We start from the raw sequence: 21,598 nt of genomic DNA, 5'->3' as shown, positions 1-21,598 counted from the left end.
ATGGACCAAGGCTAAAAATCGACGAGCATCCGAGAATTCACGACGAATAGACGAAATGCATTTTTCAATCGATTATCAGTTTAAATATTGAATTACAGCAATTTAAGGTATTACTAAATCCTAATTAAAAGCTTTACTCCCTAAGGCCCCAAAAAAAAAGCCCGACCAAGGATTGCTCCAGGGCCGGACTGTTTCTCTGTATAGAGGGGTATAGATAGGGACGTTTTAATAGATCTTAGACAGATCTCGGTTGCCAACACCGTCGGTAAACCAATCGGCATAGCTGCTACCTCCGCTGATTGCCCAGCTGGTAAAATTGAGGTAAGCTTCATTTACGGGTGTGTATTCCACTGGGTAGGCAAAGCTTTCGCTGATATTGATCGCCCAGGGTAATCCGTTGGCAGTTTTATAGGTGTATTCACTGTTTAAGTCGGTAGCATCGCCATCGCGACCAAAGTAATTGGCATCGGCTAAATCAGTCGGCATTTTGTCGGCTAAGTGCACCTCGCGTCCACGATCTCCATTTACGAAGATGAAGGCATTGTAAGGAGGTAAACCAACTTGAGACTGAATTTGGGGGCTACTGAAAGTAATTTTCTGGCTTACAGTTACCGGATTCACCGAAGCTTCGCCAGGAACCGTATTGATGAATTTAGTGCCAGGATTAGGCATTACATCGAACACATTGTCGAAGGCGATAATAGTAGCATCGCTCTGACCCGCCTCTACTCCATTGGAAGCATTGGTGATGATGTTCTTGCTTAAATTATGTCCGTTTACGCTGGTGATTACTGAAGGGCTCAAGCCATCGAAGCTGTAACCAAATCCGTTTTCGTATCCGGCACCAATGGCGCGTACAGTCCAATCGGCTTCAATCTCTACCAATTTGTTGGCTCCGTTTAAGATGTGGTCAATTTCGTAGTCTACCACCATATCGTTGAAATCGTAGTCACCTTGAGAAGGCCATAAGTCTTCGTAAGCTAAGGTACCTGTGTAGGTATTGCGTACGGCGCGGCTAGCATCACATGGGAAGTCATCACTTTCGTCAGAAACACCATCATTATCACAATCGTTCTCTGGAGTTACGGGAGGAATACCACCGATGTTTACGTTTTCCCAAGGGTTAGCAGTTACATAGAATACTAAGTCGTTAAAGTCATTATCAGAACCGTTATTACTACGGGTTTGATCTTCGAAACCATTTAATAAAAGCTGACGACCAATATCGGCTAATTGTACTGTGTGTTGACGTTTGGTAGGATCGCTTTCATTGGTATTGAAGTCGATACGAGAATAGTACTTCGGTGCATTTACATTTACACCCGAACCGGTCCAGGCATTTTGGAAAAGTACCCAGCTAATGGTTTTTCCACCGTCGAAGGTGCCTAATTTCACTTTATCGCCAGCATTTAATTTACCACCTGATCCATCTAAGGAAGCATTAGGTAATACCACGAAAATAGAATCGATATCACCAGGAGTGGCAGGAGGATTGGAAGAATCGAATACATAGTAACCCAAAGCATTGCGGTATCCGGCACCTTCCGAAATAAAGGTTACCCAAACATCACTACGGTCATCGATTACCACGTCTAATTCATTTCCTACTGTTAAATAGGATGGATTGTAAACGGGTACTGGAGAGCTTTCCGGTAAAGAAGCATTCACATCATCTAAGAAATCCTGAGTGATCACATCAGCAGGGTTTTCTAAGTAAGAAGGGAATCCAGCTTCTGAACCAGTGGTGAAGCCACCCATATAATAATAGTTTCCAGAAATTGGGGTAACGGCCTGTACGCCGCTGGTTTTTCCGAAACCGAAATTGCGAGCTTGAGGCTTTCCGCCGAAAGTGATATTAAAGTCGGCGGCTGCTACTACTTGCTGATTAGCAAAACCGGTAGTATGACTAACAACATAAATATCTTTGGTATAAGCGGGAACGCTTAAAGGCATTTCCAACATCCCGGCGGGATTGGTAACACCAACACCGATTAATTTTCCGCCTTGCTCAGGGTTTCCTTTGTAAAAGCTTACGCGGGTTCCGCCTAAAGGCTGATCATTTAATCCTAAAACCATTACCTGAGCCTCAACCTCACGCGCAGTGCTGAAATTAAAGTCGGATGGGAATTTCACTTCCTTCAGATTGGTTTCAACCGAAGGGTTGAGCACAGCTTGCTGAGAGTCCTCTTTGGAACAAGATGCAAGCGCAAGGGCTGCAATAGCGATGGAAAAGATTTTTTGTTTCATTGTCGTCAATCACTTAGTACACTGCAAAAATGAAACAGTCCTATGATGTGATGCTAAAAAATCGATCAACGAACCAAAATGTGCGATGAATGGTTTTTAATGCCTTTTTAGACTTAAAGATGGGGGTAAATACTAGACAATCGGAATCTGCACCACAAAGGCTGATCCCTCTCCTACTTTGGATTCCAGGCTAATCTCTCCTCCTAAACCCGACACAATATTCTTTACAGTAGCCAAGCCGATTCCGGTACCTGTATTTCCGCTTTGATCTCGGTTTTGGGTAGTTTCAAAGAGCTTAAAAATTCGCTGCTGATCCTCTGGAAGAATTCCCGGGCCATTATCGCAAATCTTCAATTGAATCGCTTGAGACTTTGCCTTCAGTTTAACCTTAATCCAGGGTTTTGGATTGTTATTGTACTTAATAGCATTGGCCAATAAATTGATGGTAATTTGCTGCCAGGCCGTACGGTTTGAATAGATTTGATCTAATCCCTTGGGAAACTCCGCTTTAATCGGACATTTCCCCAAAGGCTCCATCATTTTCATACAGCCATCTACCAATTCAGGTAAAGAGAACCAGCTTTTTTCCTCCAGGATCAAAACGTTAGAGCGAGAGTGTCGTAATATACCTTCAATCAAGCCACTCAATTGATCGGAACTTTGGTTCAACAATTCCATGAGCGACAATTGCTCCTCATCCAAATTCTCCGGTTTGGACAGTATCATTTGAGAGGCCGCTTTTATACTGGCCAAAGGTGATTTTATATCATGCGCCGCTACCCGAGCAAACTCTTCCAAACTCTTATTACGAGCTTCCAAATCGCGCAAATAGCGATCCTTTTGTAAACCTGCCTTATGCAGTTCGAAAAGCTTCACCACCTGATCGGCGAGGATCCTTAAACTTTCTTTCTGGGATTCGGAAAGGGTGCGCGGAACCCGATCAATAACACAAAGGGTACCCAGAGCCATATCATTTTCACTAACCAGAGGAACCCCGGCATAGAACACAATATTAGGATCGTCTTGTACCAGAGGATTATCATTAAAGCGCTCATCCTTTCGGGAATCAGGAATTTCTAAAATCTGCTCCTTATCCAAAATAGCATGGGCGCAAAAGGCCACATCCCGACTGGTTTCCTTCGAATCTAATCCCACTCTGGATTTAAACCACTGCCGATCCCGGTCGATCAAGGAAATTATACTGATCGGAACATCACAAAGCAAAGAAGCCATTTTGGTGATTTGGTCATATTCCTCTTCATCCATGGTGTCTAAAAGAGAATATTCATAGAGATGGGCTAATCTCTCCTTTTCATTTGCTGGCAGAGGGGCTTTCAACATAGCGGGGACATCATATATTGACCCGCAAAAGGTAGGGTACAAACCAGGTTGAAGCCAAAAAAAATCCCGACGAATCGGGATTTGATTTTTCTAGAAATTGATTTCTACGGAACCGGAATTGGGGTAATTAGCACGGTATACAACCTGGATCAATTGACTTTGATCATTAGGGTCTACAAAGAGTTCAATGCGCGGATATGGTTCATCCGGCCAGGGATTCATATCAACAAAAATGGCATCTAAAACCGATAGGCGATCGGTAACCAAGGCATAATCCGAAGGACTAAAGGCAATACCATCATCAAAGTCGATGCTGCCATCTGTGCCAATACTAAAGGTTCCTCTACTATGCGTTCCACCGTTTACACTGTTTACGGTATAGGTACCAGCTAAGGCCTTAATCAAATTTAAATTGGCGGGTCCATCGGGGATTGGAGTCCATTGATTCAAGAAATTGTCTTGTAAATCAAAAACGTTCACTTCATTCAGGCTATCATCCGTGCTAAGCGAAAGGGCATATTTATAGCCCCCATTGGCATCTTCCCAGATGTATTCATTGCCCACTAAAGTGGAGCTAGACACGGAAACCTCATTACCATCATTGGCAGCAGGATTAAAGTCGATGCCCAGGCTGCCAGTAGAACCAAAGCTAAACAGGGCTTCTGCTCCTACCTGATGGGGTGCTCCTGTGGTCGCAAAGGAACATTGCAGATTTACTGAAGTTCCGCTGATGGGTCCGGGCAAGCTGGTGCCTGGCTCAGGATTGTTATCGTCAGAATCCTCCGAACATGCCGTCAAAGCCAGCAAGCCGAATGAGAATAAAAAGTACTTAATGTATCGCATGATTTGGATTTTGTCCAAATATGCTCAGCCTCAGGGTTTAAGACAATACGGCATATGCCCTATTAAAACTTCTGATACCAATACTTCATAATCCTGGCCATGGGATCATTGAAGTAAGGCCAATATTTTAACTGCTTAAGCTCTGGCCATTTGAAGCGAAGGAATTGCTTCACAAAGCTTTGTAAGGATAGTTGACTCCCCTCCTTTCTTTGGTAGGAAGGAGCAATTTCATCTACCGTTAATTTGAGCATCAACAAAGGGAAGTTCACCCCGGCTTTGGTCATGGAGGCCATCATAGATCCCCAAAAGCGCGCATTAATTTCCAGTAGATAAACCTTACCAGCTGGATTACGGCGTAAGTCAATACAGGCTACGCCTTGATAATTTAAGGCCTTAAGCATTGGGCTCATGGCCTTTACTACCTCCGGATCATCCTTAAAGATTAAATCATCATTCTTATTGTAATTGCCCAATTGCTTGGGAGGCGATTCTTGATAGGAATAATGCAGGATATCACCGTCTTTACAAATCACATTAAAATTGATATCGTTCCCCCCTACATATTCTTGCAAATAGAAACCCTGCTTGTCTACTTCATTCTTAAGTAGATAAGCTTCTAAATCGGCCTGGGTAAGCATGGTAACAATTCCACTACCAAAGGCCCCTTGAGCGGATTTCAAAAGAGCGGGAAAGGGAAAGCTTTCCAGACGACTTTCAAAATTAGGAGCATCCAAATCCAAGGTTGCCGACATTAAAGGTAGCTCCTGTTTTAGTAAAAACTGATTCAGTGCTTTCTTATTAGTAGCTATGGCAAAATGCTCCGGATCCGTTAAAGGCATCACTTTGCAAAGCTTCTCCAGGGTCGGGCGATTCTTGCTAACCTCCAAAGACTCTTTTTCACCGATAGGCATGAGAACATCAATATCCCATTTACGCAGGCATTCCGGGATTACCTTTTCTAATTCGGAATATTCCTTATAGAAATGCACATCCTTTAAGTAGCGAGACCAACCCGCTGAACTCTTAGCTTTATGCGTTAAAAGAAAGTAACGATAACCCGGCTCCTTGCGCAGGCAATAGAGGAAGCTCAAGACTAAATGCTCATCATAAGCGATAAGCAATACATTGCGTTGGTTGGATTTCATGCTTTTTTCTAGTCAGCACTAAATAAATCAATATTCAGAAATATCTGATTTTCTCTAAATGAAGATTTAAGCAGCTTTTTAAACAATAGTCAATTAGAGCATTTCAATCCGAAGCAAGCAGCGCCCCGCTAACATTTCCTAATTTGCGCCTTCCAATATGAAAGTACTTGTTCTCCTTCACGGCAAAACTACCCAGTCGGCTACTGCCGAATTGGAACAGGAATATTACCAAAGACTGCAACGTTATTGGCCCTTTGAAGTAAAGGTACTACCTGATTTACGCAATAGCAATAAGCTGAGCACTCAAGAAGTAGCGCAACAAGAAGGACAAAAGCTTTTGGCCGAATTGCAGGCTGGCGATTGGCTGGTATTATTGGATGAAAATGGGAAATCGCTCAGTTCCCGGAAATTTGCCGCCCAAATTCAGCAATGGTTTAACCAAAGTCCTCGCCGCTTAATCTTCCTAATTGGTGGTCCTTATGGCTTTTCGCCAGCTGTTTATGCCCGTGCGAATTATAAGCTCAGTCTCTCCGCTATGACCTTCTCCCATCAAATTGTGCGGGCGCTCTTCGCCGAGCAATTGTATCGAGCCGCTACAATATTAAAGGGCGAACCCTATCATCACGATTGATTACATCAAAAAGCCTTTTTCAGCCTGAATGGGTTTGGGTATACTTTCCAAATCCAGCATTTCTTTGAGATCGATTTCTATACCTCGGGCAATGGAAGTGATGGGCACATCATTATAAGTGCCTTCAAAAGGGTTTTCGGAATAGTCGCCAATCTTTTCCATCAGGAAGAAAATCCAGATCACCAAGCCTGAAATTAGAGGACTTAAATAATGAAGCCAGGCATCATGAGCGTGAAATACATCCATCATCCCGAAAGGGACAAAAACCGCAAAAACCATGGTAAGCCAAAGTGCTGTGGAGGCATATTGGCGCGGAAAAGGAAAGTTTTTAATCCGCTCCGACTTCCCCTGGTCTTCATAAAAGGAAACCATTAATTGATGGAGCTCCATATGACGAAAATCCTCAATATAATCCTGATCTTTTAATGCTTGCAAGCGCTCGGCCTGCATACGCATTAGCTGGGTAGCCACATTGGATTTAGTTTGCAAATAGGCCAATTCATCGGCACTTAAGAATTCTGAAAGCTCCGAAAACAGTTTGGTATTATAATCTTCACAAATGGTAGGGCTATAGCGATTATTCAGGCGCTCATCCGTATGTTCCCACTCTCTGCTTAATCGCAATTGATGCCTTAATGCCGTAAGCCAAGCCAGATGGCGAAAGATCATCTCCTTTTTAATTTCCAGGGCATTCTCACCTTGTACAAAAGCGATGGTGGCCGCCGCAAAACTGCGACTATTATTCACAATACTTCCCCAAATTTTACGGGCTTCCCAGGTACGATCGTAAGAGCTATTATTCTTAAAACCCAAATAAAAGGCCACCGCAATACCAATTACCGAAACCGGTTGCCAGGGAAAGGCCATATTGATTTCAAAAAAGTCTGCAATTCCCAGGATTAGCAAGGAATAAACCGCGCCCAAAATAAAGGGCATTTTAGACCATCCCAAGGTGATCCAAAAGCCATAATGCCTTTTAATATACATTTCCTATTTCCTTAATTTTCAGGATAATAAACTCCGTAAAACAAACTTTTAAGGGCCTTACCTTTTTCATTAATTAATTGCCAATGTTGTATGAGGCTGCCATCCGCTAGAGGTATCCATTGAATCTGATGGCGTAGCATTACACCACTCTTACTTTTAAAAGCCTGAGAGCGTAATACCATAGCATCATTCTCCAAACCGCCCACTAAATTCAAGATGGTTCCATCACCTCCTACCCATAGCTGATGCCAGCTAGAATCAGTACTGGCATAATAGTTCATGCTATGTCCGCTGCCTCCGCTTTGTCCTTGCCAGTGTTCCTGAATAAGGCAGTCCCCTTTTGCTTTAACAATTGAATTATTACCTAAAACCTGACCGCTGGTATCCCTCACCTCCCAGTTTCCGAGCCAAAAATCGAATTGGCGAAAAGGGGCTTCGCAACAAGCACAAGGCTTATTCTGCCCTTGCAAGCTCGCAGCCTGAAAAATGACGAAAAGAAGAAATAGTCTAAGTTTCATGATCCTATATTTAAGGTATGGATATGGGGTCCCCTAAAAACTTAGGATCTACCCCAATTAGCAAATCCAACCACATTTTAATACGGGCAAAATATTCCCGCACTTTGGTTCTAAAACCACTGTACACCTCTACATCTACAGCATTATAACCATAAGCTTCTATTCCTTTAAAGTCGGCTAATATCAGCGCTCTTTCAACATGGAATTGTTGGCTCACAATCAGAATATCATCCTGACCGAAAACCTCCTTTGCCCGCACAACGGAGTCGAGGGTACGGAAACCAGCATAATCTAAAATAATACGGCTCGCAGGAACGCCTTTCTCTACCAATGCTTCTTTCATCGCACTGGGTTCATCATAGTCTTTCCTGCTATTGTCACCACTTACCAGAACATATTTAATCTTACCTGCTTTCCAAAGTCGGGCAATTGCTTCTACTCTAAATTTAAAGTACAGATTGGTAGAGCCATTTTTTAAAAATTCAGAGGTGCCTAAAACCAAAGCTACCTTTTTGCTGGGCACCTCATTAATATCAAAGCTATTCTCCTTACTACTTAGCCAGGAGATTAATGTATAATTAAGCACTCCCAGAAAGGCTCCAATAATGAGCAAGTAAATAATCTTTCTTCCCAGTCCCTTAAATAGTCTCTTCATTTAAAATGGCCTTATAAATTCGTAATTGATCACCCTTTAAATACAATCGATCTTTGAGATCAAAGCCGCTTTTTTCCAGCATGCTAATGGATGCCTTATTTCCTTCTTCAACCAAGGCATGAATTTCATTTCGGCCTTGCTCCAGGGCTAAATCCTTCAAGCGAATCAAGATTTCGGTACCATAGCCTTTATTCCAGGCTGCGCGGGCTAAATGCACCCCTACATGCTCTAATTTAAGCGCCTCGAAGTAATTAAAATTGGCCGTACCAATAAAGGCTTCCGCGGCAAAAACCGAAAAAAAATAGCCCTGCCCCCTTTGATTATTCTTCACTTTGGCCTCTAGAAAAACCTGGTATTCCTCAAGACTTTTCTCCCGCAAGGGTCGAATGTATTTATTGGAATCAGGCTCTGCATACATAGCCAGTATGGCTGGAAAGTCTTCCCTGGAGAGCAAACGAAATTGGCAACGTTCGCTGTTAATCATTCTTCCGTATCGCTGTCTACTTTTTCACCCTCTCTTAATTTTTGCTCTAATTCGGCATAGGCTTTAAAATCGCGCATATACTGCATGCTTTGCTTTTTAAAAGCACCGGGCATTAAAAAGGCCATCACCTTCATGCCCCAGCTATCAAAGCGAAAATAATGCTCGGTGCGATAAAGGGTCTTTTCCGGACCTTGTACTATAAATTCATTGAGCACCTCATTATACACGCCGGCAGTCTCATAAGAAGTGGCATAACGCTCCGGTAAATTGCGCTCAGTTATAGTTTCCACCATCTCCATTTTACGTTTACCCATTTCAAACTTCAGGCGCCTGCGGGCACCTTCCTGACCGGCCTCACCTTCCAGGTTCTCCATACTTAGCAAGCCCTTCATCCACTTCGAATAATTCTCAGGTTTATCAAACAGGGCCACCACCGTATCACGGGGTAAATCAATCGTAATTTCAGATGAATATCGCATAAGGGTGTTTCTTTGCCGTGAATTTAGCTTTTTTCCGCATTCTCTATTTTTCGGCTTTCGCCGGATGCGATATCAATAATGTATCTTCGCCGCTATGACAGATACCGATAGCAAATACATTAAACGTTGTATAGAATTATCGTCTCAAAGCTTGGATAAAGGCGATGCCCCCTTTGGTTCTCTGGTAGTAATGGATGATGAAATTATTGCCGAATCTTCCAATTTCGCCGCCCGTCGGGTATCCGATCATGCGGAAGTCATAGCCTTGCATTTGGCCCATGAAAAAGTGGGGCATTCCAATTTAAAAGGAGCTACTCTTTATTCCAATTGCGAACCTTGCCCCATGTGTGCTTTTATGGCTCGTGAATACAAAGTGAGCCGAGTGGTATATGCACTCACCTCCCCCTTTATGGGTGGTCACAGCAAATGGAATATTATGGAGGATACCGAACTCCATCATTTCCCCCCTTTCTTTAGCGAAGTTCCTGAGGTGCATGGTGGCTTGCATGAAGATGAAGCCAAAGCCGTATTTATGCGCAGTGGTCTCTGGATGTTTGGCAAAGGATCACGCTCCGAATTCGAAGCGAAAGTTCGAAGCCCAAAAGCCTAGTTTCCCTCTTTTTCAAATACCAATAAATCTCCGGGCTGGCATTCCAGGCTCGCACAAATCGCTGCTAGAGTTTCAAAGCGAACGCCTTTGGCCTTTCCAGTTTTTAATAGGGATAAATTGGTCACCGAAATTCCCACCTCAGCCGCCAGGTCCTTTAATTTCATTTTTCGGCGCGCCAACATTACATCTAATTCAACCCGAATCATACAATCAATTTTTGTTCTTCCGCCAGGCGCTTCCCTTCTTCAAATACGATGGCCAAAACATAGGCTCCTAGGGCAAAAAAGAGAATCGAAAAATTGGCTCCAAATTGTATTTCTGTATCTGCCGAGTCCATACCATCAAAGAAATGAAACAGATCCAGAAAAAAGATTCCTAAAATTAAGAAGCCGATCTTACGGAAGCGAATGGGATTATCGCTGATAAAGGTCTCAAAGCTCACCACCGAATTCAGCACTCTGATTAATTGGGTCCAAACCAAAAACATCAAACCCAATTGGATAAAGATTTGAATCCAGTTGAAATAGTAAGAAGCCGCTGTTTGGGGCGGATACTCTCCCTCTTCCACAAAATCCATATCCCCACTGAGGCCATACCACTCCCATTGCACAAAATAAAAATCGGGATCAATACTATGCCGAATACCATCATAGAGCATTAATGTCAAAGCGATAATACATAGACCACGCATGAACTGTAGAACCCAGCCACTTAATCGTAAATAATCTTTTCTTTTCATGTTAAATGTTTTACCCAAAACTATAAAAATTTTAAATAAAACATAAAATAAATTAAACCCAAGATCAAAAAAATCCCGAATCAGAACAATTAATTCTAATTCGGGATTTTTCGTGTAGAAGCTCAGGCTTATTTAGCCATCATAGAGCTTTTTTCCTTCTCAGGGGTAGTTTTCACCTCTTCAGGCTTCACTACTTTACCCTTAATACGCAACACCTTAACCGGAGTTTTAGCATTGGAATTAACGGTTACTGATTTGTTAATAGGACCTACACGCTGCGTGTCGTACTTCACTTTAATTACTGCAGACTCACCTGGAGCAATGGGCTCTTTTGGCCAGCTTGGTACAGTACATCCACAGGATCCACGAGCACTAGTAATGATTAATGGCTCTTTACCATTGTTGGTAAACTTAAACTCACGCTCGCCATTAGCACCTTTTTCAACGGTTCCATAGTCTACAACCTCGGTTTCGAAATCGATGGTTGCAGCATTAGGATTCTCTGGCTTTTCTTGGGCCATGGCCGTGAATCCAAAGAATGCTACAGCTAGGGTAGTGATTAGTTGTCTCATTGTACGTTCTTTAATTAGACCTTCAAATTTAGAGAATATTTCAGCTATACTCAAGGCCAATTAGTACGCGAAAATTATACCAAAGTCAAAGCTCTCTCCTCTGAGTGAAATATTACCTTTGCCAGCTTATCATAATTGCTTTCAAAACACAGCTTCATGAGCATTTCTCCCAAGTTTGAGCACCTTACCGCTGAGGACAAGTGGTATGCTTACTGGATGGATCACAAATTTTTTAAATCTGTTCCGGACGAAAGAGAATCCTATACCATCGTCATCCCGCCACCTAATGTGACCGGCGTCTTGCACATGGGGCACATGTTAAATAATACGCTTCAGGATGTATTAATCCGTCGCGCTCGGATGTTAGGCTATAATGCCTGCTGGGTTCCCGGTACCGATCATGCTTCTATCGCCACCGAAGCCAAGGTGGTACAAAAGTTGAAAGATGATGGCATCGACAAATTTGAGATTGGTCGCGAGGAGTTTTTAAAACATGCCTGGGAATGGACCCATAAACACGGTGGCATTATTCAGCAGCAGCTTAAAAAATTAGGTTGTTCCTTCGATTGGGATCGCGAAGCCTTCACCATGGACGATGTTCGTTCGGAGTCGGTACTCAAGGTATTCATTCACCTTTATGAGAAGGGATTGATTTACCGTGGTTACCGTATGGTAAACTGGGATCCCCAAGCCAAAACTACCTTATCTGATGAGGAGGTAATTTACAAGGAATTGAATGGTAAGCTCTATCACCTCTCCTATCCAATGGTAGAAGGAGAAGGCAGTATTCAGGTTGCCACTACTCGTCCTGAAACCATTTTAGGTGATGTAGCCATTTGCGTAAATCCAAATGATGAGCGCTACCAAAATTTGATTGGTAAAAAAGTATTAGTACCCATCGCCAATCGCGAAATCCCCATTATCGCTGATGATTATGTGGATATGGAATTTGGTACCGGTTGTTTAAAGATAACTCCGGCCCACGACATTAATGACTATACCATTGGTAAAAAGCATGAGCTCGAAATCATCGATGTATTGGATGAAGAAGGCAAGCTTAATGCCCATGGCTTACATTATGAAGGTCAGGATCGCTTTGTAGCACGCAAGGCCATCGCCAAAGAATTAGAAGAAAAAGGCTTTTTAGTAAAAGCCGAAGATTATAAAAACAAAGTTGGAACCAGCGAAAGAACCGGGGCGGTGATTGAGCCTCGATTATCAGACCAATGGTTCCTAAAAATGAAGGAATTAGCGCAGCCCGCCATTAAAGCCGTAATGGATGAGGACGCTGAAATTCAGTTAATTCCTGAAAAGTTTAAGAATACCTACCGCCATTGGATGGAGAATGTGATCGATTGGAACATCTCTCGTCAATTATGGTGGGGGCATCAAATTCCGGCCTGGTATTATAAAGGAGACCGCCAGAAAATTGTGGTGGCCATGAATGAAGCTGAAGCTCTGGAAAAAGCGCGTCAACAGTTTGGTGATGCATCCATTAGCATGGAGGACCTACAGCAGGAACCCGATGTTTTGGATACCTGGTTCTCATCCTGGTTATGGCCGCTTTCGGTATTTAATGGTGTGCTTGATCCGGAGAATGAAGAAATTAACTATTACTACCCGACCCGCGATTTAATTACCGCTCCCGAAATTCTCTTTTTCTGGGTTGCACGTATGATTATCATCGGCTATGAATTGCGCGACACCAAGCCTTTTAGCAATGTATACCTCACCGGTATTGTGCGCGATAAGCAAGGGCGTAAGATGTCTAAATCCCTAGGCAATTCTCCCGACCCTATTGGCTTGATGGAAAAATACAGCACCGATGGTGTTCGCGTGGGAATGTTGCTCACCTCACCCGCCGGTAACGATTTACCTTTTGATGAAGAGCTTTGTGAGCAAGGGCGTAATTTCTCCAATAAGATTTGGAATGCCCAGCGCTTAGTCCTCAATTGGGAAGTAGCTGATAAAGCACCCTCCGCTTCGGATATTGCCGCTATGCGTTGGTTTGCTGAGAAGAAACTGGATACCCTGGAAAAACTCGAAGCCAGCTTTAATTCCTATCGAATTTCAGAAGCCCTCATGACTACCTACAAGTGGGTATGGGATGATTTCTGCAATTGGTATTTAGAGTCCATCAAACCTGCTTACGGCGAAGCTATCTCCAAGGCGGTATACGATCAAACGATTAAATTCTTTGAAGAGGTAACCACCGTTCTGCATCCATTTATGCCTTTCATTACTGAAGAGATTTGGCAAAATCTTCGTCCGCGTAAAGAAGGAGAATCGGTAAGCTTGGGGGAATGGCCTAAAATGCAAAAGGTGGATAGCGCTTATTTAGCGGATTTCGATCAAATGCTCGCCGTAGTAAATGGCGTTCGGAATTTGCGCGCTTCTAAGAGTATGTCACCCAAGGAAAGTCTGGAAATTTTCCTTCCGGCTGAAGAAGCCCTTTCTGGCGAATTACGTGAGCTCGCTTCCAAGCTGGCCAATCTTTTAAAAATTGAAATGAAGGCCGAAGAAGCGGGCCCCGGCTTTAGCTTCCTCGCGGGTAAATACGAATTCTTTGTACCTGCCGGTGAGCAAGCCGATTTAGGTGCCGAGAAAGAGCGTATTGAGAAGGAGCTGAACTACCTTAAAGGCTTTTTAAAATCGGTAGAGAAAAAGCTTTCGAACGAGCGCTTCGTAAACAATGCCCCAGAGGCAGTGGTGGCCAATGAGAAAGCCAAGCAGGAAGATGCTCAAAGCAAAATCAAAGCTTTGGAGGAGAGCCTGGCAAGATTGTAAGCGTCTAAATTCTTCGACATAAAAAAAGCGGCCCTAGATGGGGCCGCTTTTCATTTGCTTTCATCACAATTTCTAAAAACCAAAAGCGTAATATTTTTCGCGTCCATTTGGAAGCACTCCAAATATTATAACTGGTTTATCACGTGGAAGTTCTTTTCCTACCACATTAATATCTTCCACCTTCTTAATGGCCTTCTGATTAATCTGGGTAATGATAAAACCGCGAGGAATATCCTGCTCGGCTAAGATGCCGCTCTTCACATCCAAAATCTTAACACCATAGGGAATGCGATAAGCGCGTCGCTCATCTTCATTCACCTCGCGGAAGCTTCCTCCTAATAAGGTCAGGAACTGTAGGTCTTCCTTCTTAAATCGTTGAGTGGTGCCATTTACATTGCGCAGGGTTACCTGATAGTCTTTTAAAACATCTTCCCTTAAAACGGAAACTTTCACCGCTTCTCCAGGACGCTTGCTGCCAATAATCTCTTGCAACTCGGCTCCTTTATTCACCTTGCGATCATCAACCGCCACAATGATGTCCCCTTCTGCCAAACCAGCTTCTGCAGCGGCACCATTTTCACTTAAACCGCCAATATAAACCCCGGAGTTTACTTCAAGATTTAAATCGGTTGCCAACCTTGGGGTCACATCCGAAATTTTAACCCCTAAATAAGCACGCTGCACAGTTCCGAATTCTTTTAAGTCAGCTACCACTTTCTCAGCCAGATTACTAGGAACCGCAAAGGAGTATCCTTCAAAACTTCCGGTGCGAGTACTAATGGCTGAGTTGATTCCTACTAATTCACCGCGGGTATTTACCAGGGCTCCACCGCTATTACCGGGGTTTACCGCCGCATCAGTCTGAATAAAAGACTCAATGGCTGCTTGCTCAGCGATAATGCCAATGCTACGTGCTTTGGCCGAAACGATACCTGCAGTTACAGTAGAAGTTAGATTGAAAGGGTTCCCCACTGCTAATACCCATTCCCCAACGCGGAGATTATCACTATTACTAAAGTTGAGATAAGGCAATCCACTCACCTCATCTTCTACCTTTATTAAGGCAATATCGGTGGTGGGGTCGGCACCAATTACCTTGGCGGGATATTCTTCTCCACTATTGAGGCTCACCAAAATTTCTTCTGCGCCTTCAATTACATGGTTATTGGTTACGATAAAACCATCCTCACTAATGATTACCCCGGAGCCGGTTCCTAATTGCAATTGACCCTGGCCCTGACCTTGAGGTACGCCAAAGAAAAAGTCTAAAGGAGACTGTGCTACTGGCACCCGAGCACGCACGGCTGTTTTTACGTGTACTACGCTATGAACACTCTTCTCGGCCGCCTCCACAAAATCTTCGGGTGCGGTTCCCGGCACGGCATAACTTACCGGACTATGTTGAACTTGAGTGGGGCTCTCAATAAAAGTTCGGGTGTTCTCCTTCTCAAAGAAGGCTTTATAGAGTCCCAAACTGATCATTCCCCCAAAGGCTGAAATCAAAATGAGCTTTGCAATATTCTTCATGTTATCCTATCTTTTTACTTTGCAACAAATTTTTTCCAATAACTGTTCCAAGTCAAGGCCTAGTATCCTTGAAACACAGCCTTTAACGACATTTTAACTTAGACGTGAATCCGATTACTTTTCACAAATACCAAGGTACCGGAAATGACTTTATTATGATCGATGGACGTCAGGAAATTCCGTCATGGTCTCAAACTGACATCGAGCAATTTTGTCATCGCCGATTTGGCATAGGTGCCGATGGCCTTATCATATTAGCTCCCGCCGAAGGTTACAACTTCCGCATGATCTATTACAATAGCGACGGACGCGAAAGTACAATGTGCGGCAATGGTGGCCGCTGTATTGCTCAATTTGCGCACGATTTAGGGATGGGAAACTCCTTTCGCTTTATTGCGATCGATGGTCCTCATTTGGCGGAAGTGGAAGCCAAGCGTGTCCGCCTGCAAATGAAGGATGTTCCCCATATTGAAGCGCGAGGTACCGACTGGTTTACCGATACCGGTTCTCCGCATCATGTGGTTTTACATCCTAATCCCGATGAATTAAATATTGTGACCGCAGCGCGCAGCATCCGCAATTCGGAGCCTTATAAAAAGGCCGGGGTAAACGTAAACTTCATGACTGGTGAAGGCCAGAATTGGGAGATGCGCACTTATGAGCGAGGCGTAGAAGATGAAACCTATAGCTGTGGTACCGGGGTTACCGCAGCGGCTCTGGTAGCCCATTACAGTGGAAAGGCTCCCCTTTCTCCAATATATATGCGCACTAAGGGCGGAAAGCTAAGCCTGTCTTTTGAGCACAATTCCGAAAAGGGCTATTTCAACATTTGGTTGGAAGGACCAGCAGAGAAAGTTTTTGAGGGCTTTGCCAAATGATAAAACTGCAAGACGGAGATATTAGATTAAGGGCTTTAGAGCCCGAAGACCTAAGCCTGCTGCTGGCCTGGGAGAACAATCCTACATATTGGACTAGCTCCCAGCAAAGGGTTCCCTATAGCGAATACCTAATGAAGCAATACTTGCAAGAAGTAGGGAAAAGTCCTTATGAAGTGGGGCAATTGCGAATGATGATTTGCTATAAAGACCAAAGCATTGGACTGGCTGATTTCTTTGATTTTGATATTGACCATCGCCGCGGGGCCTTGGGTATACTCATCGGCGCTGAAGCCAATCGAGGTAAAGGTCTGGCCGAGTCGGCCCTCAATTTGTTTATTGACTACCTCTTTAAGGCATTCGATCTGCAGCAAATACACGTAAGTATTGCCGATGGAAATGCGGCCAGCTTACGACTCTTCGAAAAATGCGGCTTTGAAAAATGCGGCTTGCGTAAACAATGGTACCGCCAGGGCGATTCTTTTATTGACGAGCATTTGCTGCAATTATTGAAAGGATCTCGATGAAGAAGTTTTTGAGCTTAAGTGGAATTATAGCCTTGGTGATGCTTTTGGCTTATCAATGTGATCATCCCGCAGCCAAAAAACTGAGCGCCGAAAAAGATGAAAGGCCACAATGGCTCAATCACCATGATACGGTTTCTTATGTAGGGATCGAAACTTGTATGCAGTGTCATAGTGGGATACATCAGACCTTTATCCAAACCGGAATGGGACAGTCCATTGGCAAGGCTGATACCTTAAAAAGCATTGCCAAGATTGATGGACATCAGAAGCTCTATGATTCCTATCAAGATTTGTATTATCAACCCTTTTGGCGCGGCAACACCTTATTATTAAGGGAATACAGGCTTAGCGCCGATGGTGATACCACCCACAATTTAGTTCAGCCGATCGATTATGTTATTGGCAGCGGTCAGCATACCAATTCACATCTCTGGCAAGAGAATGGCTATTATTTTCAAGCACCTTTTACCTGGTATGCTCAAGAACAGAAGTTAGACTTCCCTCCTGGTTTTGAAGGCGGTAATAACAGCCGCTTTAATCGACAAATTGGATTGGAATGCATGGCTTGCCACAATGCCATGCCCACCGAATTTGTAAAAGGCAGCACCCATAAATTTAGGCGTATCCCGGAAGGAATTAACTGTGAACGCTGCCATGGTCCGGGAGGCGCGCATGTGGCTAAAATTATGCGAGGTGAAATAACCGACACCGCCAAAGAAGCCGATCGCAGTATTGTGAATCCCAAGCGCCTCAGTGCCCAAATGCAGTTTGAGATTTGTCAGCGCTGTCACCTGCAAGGCAATGCGGTATTAAAGGAAGGCAAAAGCTTTTTCGACTTTAAACCAGGCATGGAATTAAAGGAAGTAATGCAAGTCTATTTGCCACGCTATGAGGATTCCGACAATCGCTTTATTATGGCCTCGCATGCGGATCGTTTTAAGCTTAGCGCTTGCTATCAGGCAAATCCAGAGACCTTTACCTGTACTTCCTGTCATAATCCACATTTCTCAGTAAAGAGTACGGAAGTTTCCAATTTTAATCAGACTTGCATTCAATGTCATTCTGCCAATAAGGCCCAAATAATGTGTTCCGCACCCATGCATGAAAGAGAAGTGAAACACAATAATTGTGTGCAATGCCACATGCCTCCCTCTCAAGCTACCGACATTCCTCATGTAACGGTGCACGATCATTTTATCCGAAAGCCTCAGGAAAATGGAGCTCCGGTTTCGCCTGAAGCCAATCGCTTTTTGGCTCTGCTCTCGATCAACGACCCTAAACCCTCAGCGCGCGATAAAGCTCTGGCTTATTTGCAGCAATTTGAACGCTTCGGCGCCAAGCCTCTTTATTTGGATAGCGCGGCCCGTTTCTTAAATCAGGTACCCAAAACAGCATCGGAGCATTTGTACCTGTGGACCTATTATTTCTTTTTAAGTGGTGATCGCGAAAGCTTGTATCACTTTGGAGCGCAATATGGACTCGACCATCTATTGCGAGAGCTTACCGAGCTTGATTATGAAAACAAGGACGCCTGGACCGCCTACCGTTTGGCGGAAGCCTATCAGTTTAAAGGTGACCATCAATCAGCTTTAAAACTCTTTGAACGCTCGGTAGAACTGGCTCCCTTTATTGGTGATTTCAAAAATAAATGGGCTGCTTTGTTAAATGCTGAAGGACAAAGTGCCAGGGCCGAAAGCTTATGGAAGGAAGTATTACAAGAAGAGCCTTACCATCGGGAATCCTTAAATAATATTGCCTTTTTAATGCTGGAACAAGGTCGTAATACCGAGGCAGCACAATACTTAAAGCTTTGCTTAGAACGCTATCCCGACTATCTTTTAGCCTGGCAAAATGAAGCTCGGCGTGCCATGCAAAGCGAAGATGCCCTAGCTTTGAAGCGCGCTTTGGAAGCTATAATTCGCTTGGACCCGCAGAATGTTCAGGCTAAGGAACACTACCGGAAATTCTTTTCATGAAACGAGGACTACTCATTCTTCTTGGTATCATTATTTTGATTGGAGGCTATTTGGGCTATCGAGCCCATCGCATTATTTGGGCTCCTAATGTGGTGAACTTAGAGCAAAGTCATCATCTTTATATTGAGCCAGGCACCAGCTATGAAGAGCTTTTACTTCAGCTGGACACTCTTCTTATTCATCGGGAATACTTTGAACTGCTGGCCGAATGGAAGAAGTTGCCTCAAAACATCAAACCTGGTAAATATGCTATCAGTAGTGGCATGAGCAATAATAGTTTGGTGAATCGTCTTCGCGCAGGAATTCAGGAGCCGGTGCGCCTTACCCTTAATATGGCCTATACACTCGAAGATTTAGCTGGTCAAGCCGGAGAAGCTCTGGAACCGGATTCTCTGGATTTCCTCCAGTACCTGAGGAGTGATCAGGTTTTAGAAGATTTTAAAATCAAGCGCGAGGAATTACCGGGCTTCTTCCTTTCAAATACCTATGAATTTTACTGGATTACCAGTCCGCATGATTTTGTTCAAAGAATGCTGCGCGAATCGGAGCGCTTTTGGCAGAGTCGTACTGCATTACTCGAAAAAAGTGGCTTAAGCCGACATGAAGTAATCACCCTAGCCAGCATTGTGGAAAGCGAAACTGCTCGCCCCGATGAAATGCCTATGGTGGCAGGCCTCTACCTAAATCGATTGGAGAAAGGTATCAAACTACAATCGGACCCTACGGTGATTTATGCCATGAAATTGAAAGATCCGGATTTGATTGTACAAAGAGTATATACCAAGAATCTGGATATTGACTCCCCGTATAATACTTATTTGCATATGGGCTTACCTCCGGGACCCATTCGCATTCCGGATCCTCGTAGCATTGATGCAGTTCTAAAAGCTAAGGATCATTCCTACATTTTTATGTGCGCAGATCCCGACCGACCTGGTTACCACTCCTTTGCTCAGAGCCTGCGACAGCATAATATCAATAAGGCGAAATACCATCGTTGGGCCAACCGCAATGGAATTCGATAGTTGACTATTTCGAAAATCCCATCCGCCGAAAGGCAAAAAGGCCAAAACAGGCCTATGATAATTTGTAAATAGTCTACCTTTGCAGCGTTTTTTTAAACCCTCTCAAATCACGCTAAAATGGCGCAGACAAACAATTATCAAGAATCTGTTGCTCAGAGAATTCAGCAAGAGAAACTGGCGGTTCAATTCATTAAAAACATCAATGATCTTTACTTGGATAAAGGCATTGAAACCGTGTTGTTCCGCAACCAATTGGTGGATCAACGTCCCAGCGAAGTGCTGAACCTGCATTCTTATGCTCGCAACATTGTAGGACAAAACATTACCATTACCGACACCGTAGCCCTTTTGGACGAATTGGTGCAAATGGATTTAGCTCCCGCTCGTATGGACATTGGCCGTTTGGCTAGTGAGTGGCTGAATGAAGGAAGCAATTTTGCCAGTGCCGCAGAATTCCTGAACAGCAAATTGGCCGACTTTATTGGTCCGGACAATATGGAGCGTACCACTCCAAAAGATGTTGTTCTTTATGGATTTGGTCGAATTGGCCGTTTAGTTGCCCGTGAGTTAATGGCTCAGGAAGGTATGGGCGAGCAATTGCGTTTGCGTGCCGTAGTAAGCCGCGGAGAAACTCCCGAAAGCTTAGAAAAACGCGCTTCTCTTTTACGTGTCGACTCAGTGCATGGTAACTTCCCTGGCACGGTAGAAGCGGACGTAGAGAATATGGCATTGATTATTAACGGTCGTGAGATCAAATTCATCAATGCTGCTAAACCAGAGGATATCGATTATACCGCCTATGGTATTAATGATGCCCTGATTATCGATAACACCGGTGCTTTCCGCGATGAGGCTGCTTTGAGCCGTCACTTGCAAGCTAAAGGTGCTGCGAAAGTGTTATTAACCGCTCCTGGTAAAGGAGTTCCCAATATTGTACACGGAGTTAACCAAATGGATTTCGATCCTAATGAGGTGAACATCTTCTCCGCTGCTAGCTGTACTACTAATGCCATTACTCCGGTATTGAAAGTAATCGAAGATGCCTTCGGTGTAGAGCGCGGTCATATTGAAACCGTACACGCTTATACCAATGACCAGAACCTGGTAGACAATATGCACAAGAAATACCGTCGTGGTCGTGCTGCTGCCTTAAACATGGTTATCACGGAAACTGGTGCTGGAGCTGCTGTAGCTAAAGCCCTTCCGGTAATGGCGGGTAAATTAACTTCTAATGCCATTCGTGTTCCTGTTCCTAATGGTTCTTTAGCCATTTTGAACTTGGAAGTTAAAAACGCCACCGATTTAGAAGGTGTAAACAATGCCATGCGCAATGCTGCCCTTAAAGGTGATTTGGTAGAGCAGATTAAGTACTCCATGAGCAACGAACTGGTATCCAGCGACATTGTTGGTGAGTCTTGTCCTTCTATTTTCGATAGCCCTGCTACCATTGTAGATGCCAATGGTAAAAACATGGTATTGTACGTATGGTACGATAATGAGTACGGTTATAGCCGTCAGGTTATTCGTTTGAGCAAGTATATTGCTCAGGTGCGTCGCAAAAGATATTATTAGGCTTGACTTTAGACGATAGATGTTAGACGATAGAATTTAGATCTAATGATGCCGCCTG

The 21,598-nt window shown here is 43.8% G+C and carries 21 protein-coding genes; 8 read left to right on the top strand and 13 right to left on the bottom strand.

Annotated features, from left to right (window positions below; all coding sequences use genetic code 11):
• Positions 1-225: 225 nt before the first annotated feature.
• The 4 genes from ACO05P_RS01620 to ACO05P_RS01605 form a co-directional block, all read right to left on the bottom strand.
• Complete coding sequence (locus ACO05P_RS01620; RefSeq protein ID WP_421753046.1) at positions 226-2,247, bottom strand: LruC domain-containing protein; 2,022 nt, start codon at positions 2,245-2,247, stop codon at positions 226-228.
• Between the two features lie 132 nt (positions 2,248-2,379).
• Positions 2,380-3,588 (bottom strand): GAF domain-containing sensor histidine kinase, encoded by a 1,209-nt coding sequence (locus ACO05P_RS01615; RefSeq protein ID WP_421753045.1) that lies wholly within the window; start codon positions 3,586-3,588, stop codon positions 2,380-2,382.
• A gap of 90 nt (positions 3,589-3,678) precedes the next feature.
• Complete coding sequence (locus ACO05P_RS01610; protein ID WP_421753044.1) at positions 3,679-4,431, bottom strand: hypothetical protein; 753 nt, start codon at positions 4,429-4,431, stop codon at positions 3,679-3,681.
• 62 nt (positions 4,432-4,493) lie between these two features.
• Positions 4,494-5,576 carry an ATP-grasp domain-containing protein gene (locus ACO05P_RS01605; protein WP_421753043.1) on the bottom strand — a complete coding sequence of 361 codons (1,083 nt, stop codon included), beginning with the start codon at positions 5,574-5,576 and terminating at the stop codon, positions 4,494-4,496.
• A gap of 157 nt (positions 5,577-5,733) precedes the next feature.
• Between ACO05P_RS01605 and ACO05P_RS01600 the strand changes: the two genes are divergently transcribed.
• Positions 5,734-6,207, top strand: a complete 474-nt coding sequence (locus ACO05P_RS01600; protein ID WP_421753042.1) for a 23S rRNA (pseudouridine(1915)-N(3))-methyltransferase RlmH — start codon at positions 5,734-5,736, stop codon at positions 6,205-6,207.
• Here ACO05P_RS01600 and ACO05P_RS01595 read toward each other — a convergent pair whose 3' ends face one another.
• From ACO05P_RS01595 to ACO05P_RS01575, 5 genes are read right to left on the bottom strand one after another with little or no spacing between them, the layout of a single operon-like run.
• Positions 6,208-7,194: a bestrophin family protein gene (locus tag ACO05P_RS01595; RefSeq protein WP_421753041.1), complete on the bottom strand. Its 987-nt coding sequence runs from the start codon at positions 7,192-7,194 to the stop codon at positions 6,208-6,210.
• An 11-nt stretch (positions 7,195-7,205) separates the two neighbouring features.
• Positions 7,206-7,712 (bottom strand): hypothetical protein, encoded by a 507-nt coding sequence (locus tag ACO05P_RS01590; protein ID WP_421753040.1) that lies wholly within the window; start codon positions 7,710-7,712, stop codon positions 7,206-7,208.
• A gap of 10 nt (positions 7,713-7,722) precedes the next feature.
• Positions 7,723-8,367, bottom strand: coding sequence for a SanA/YdcF family protein (locus ACO05P_RS01585; protein WP_421753039.1), 645 nt, complete (start codon positions 8,365-8,367; stop codon positions 7,723-7,725).
• A complete protein-coding gene (locus ACO05P_RS01580) occupies positions 8,351-8,851 on the bottom strand; it encodes a GNAT family N-acetyltransferase (RefSeq protein WP_421753038.1) in 501 nt (166 codons plus the stop codon). Before ACO05P_RS01580 ends, ACO05P_RS01585 begins: the two co-directional genes overlap by 17 nt.
• Positions 8,848-9,330: an SRPBCC family protein gene (locus ACO05P_RS01575; RefSeq protein WP_421753037.1), complete on the bottom strand. Its 483-nt coding sequence runs from the start codon at positions 9,328-9,330 to the stop codon at positions 8,848-8,850. Before ACO05P_RS01575 ends, ACO05P_RS01580 begins: the two co-directional genes overlap by 4 nt.
• 94 nt (positions 9,331-9,424) lie before the next feature.
• Between ACO05P_RS01575 and ACO05P_RS01570 the strand changes: the two genes are divergently transcribed.
• Positions 9,425-9,940 (top strand): nucleoside deaminase, encoded by a 516-nt coding sequence (locus ACO05P_RS01570; protein ID WP_421753036.1) that lies wholly within the window; start codon positions 9,425-9,427, stop codon positions 9,938-9,940.
• On the opposite strand, the gene ACO05P_RS01565 is transcribed toward ACO05P_RS01570, so the two are convergent.
• The 3 genes from ACO05P_RS01565 to ACO05P_RS01555 form a co-directional block, all read right to left on the bottom strand.
• Positions 9,937-10,146, bottom strand: a complete 210-nt coding sequence (locus ACO05P_RS01565; RefSeq protein ID WP_421753035.1) for a helix-turn-helix domain-containing protein — start codon at positions 10,144-10,146, stop codon at positions 9,937-9,939. The genes ACO05P_RS01570 and ACO05P_RS01565 overlap by 4 nt on opposite strands.
• Positions 10,143-10,679: a DUF2975 domain-containing protein gene (locus ACO05P_RS01560; protein ID WP_421753034.1), complete on the bottom strand. Its 537-nt coding sequence runs from the start codon at positions 10,677-10,679 to the stop codon at positions 10,143-10,145. The genes ACO05P_RS01565 and ACO05P_RS01560 overlap by 4 nt, the downstream gene beginning before the upstream one ends.
• Positions 10,680-10,807: 128 nt before the next feature.
• A complete protein-coding gene (locus ACO05P_RS01555) occupies positions 10,808-11,251 on the bottom strand; it encodes a DUF1573 domain-containing protein (protein ID WP_421753033.1) in 444 nt (147 codons plus the stop codon).
• Between the two features lie 156 nt (positions 11,252-11,407).
• Here ACO05P_RS01555 and ACO05P_RS01550 point away from each other — a divergent pair, with 156 nt between their 5' ends.
• The gene (locus tag ACO05P_RS01550; protein WP_421753032.1) at positions 11,408-14,038 is read left to right on the top strand and encodes a valine--tRNA ligase; all 2,631 of its coding nucleotides are present in this window, start codon (positions 11,408-11,410) and stop codon (positions 14,036-14,038) included.
• A gap of 72 nt (positions 14,039-14,110) precedes the next feature.
• On the opposite strand, the gene ACO05P_RS01545 is transcribed toward ACO05P_RS01550, so the two are convergent.
• Positions 14,111-15,565, bottom strand: coding sequence for a trypsin-like peptidase domain-containing protein (locus tag ACO05P_RS01545; protein ID WP_421753031.1), 1,455 nt, complete (start codon positions 15,563-15,565; stop codon positions 14,111-14,113).
• A 113-nt stretch (positions 15,566-15,678) separates the two neighbouring features.
• Between ACO05P_RS01545 and dapF the strand changes: the two genes are divergently transcribed.
• From dapF to ACO05P_RS01520, 5 genes are all read left to right on the top strand, one after another.
• Positions 15,679-16,443 (top strand): diaminopimelate epimerase, encoded by a 765-nt coding sequence (gene dapF, locus ACO05P_RS01540; RefSeq protein ID WP_421754866.1) that lies wholly within the window; start codon positions 15,679-15,681, stop codon positions 16,441-16,443.
• Complete coding sequence (locus ACO05P_RS01535; protein ID WP_421753030.1) at positions 16,440-16,967, top strand: GNAT family N-acetyltransferase; 528 nt, start codon at positions 16,440-16,442, stop codon at positions 16,965-16,967. Before dapF ends, ACO05P_RS01535 begins: the two co-directional genes overlap by 4 nt.
• Positions 16,964-18,943 carry a cytochrome c3 family protein gene (locus ACO05P_RS01530; protein WP_421753029.1) on the top strand — a complete coding sequence of 660 codons (1,980 nt, stop codon included), beginning with the start codon at positions 16,964-16,966 and terminating at the stop codon, positions 18,941-18,943. The genes ACO05P_RS01535 and ACO05P_RS01530 overlap by 4 nt, the downstream gene beginning before the upstream one ends.
• Positions 18,940-19,968, top strand: coding sequence for an endolytic transglycosylase MltG (gene mltG, locus ACO05P_RS01525; protein WP_421753028.1), 1,029 nt, complete (start codon positions 18,940-18,942; stop codon positions 19,966-19,968). The genes ACO05P_RS01530 and mltG overlap by 4 nt, the downstream gene beginning before the upstream one ends.
• A 117-nt stretch (positions 19,969-20,085) precedes the next feature.
• On the top strand, positions 20,086-21,540 hold the full coding sequence (locus ACO05P_RS01520) for a glyceraldehyde-3-phosphate dehydrogenase (RefSeq protein WP_421753027.1): 1,455 nt from the start codon (positions 20,086-20,088) through the stop codon (positions 21,538-21,540).
• Positions 21,541-21,598: the final 58 nt, after the last annotated feature.

The sequence above is a fragment of the Croceimicrobium sp. genome (assembly GCF_965228705.1).
Lineage (GTDB): Bacteria > Bacteroidota > Bacteroidia > Flavobacteriales > Schleiferiaceae > Croceimicrobium.
This window is presented reverse-complemented; position numbering and strand designations above follow the sequence as displayed.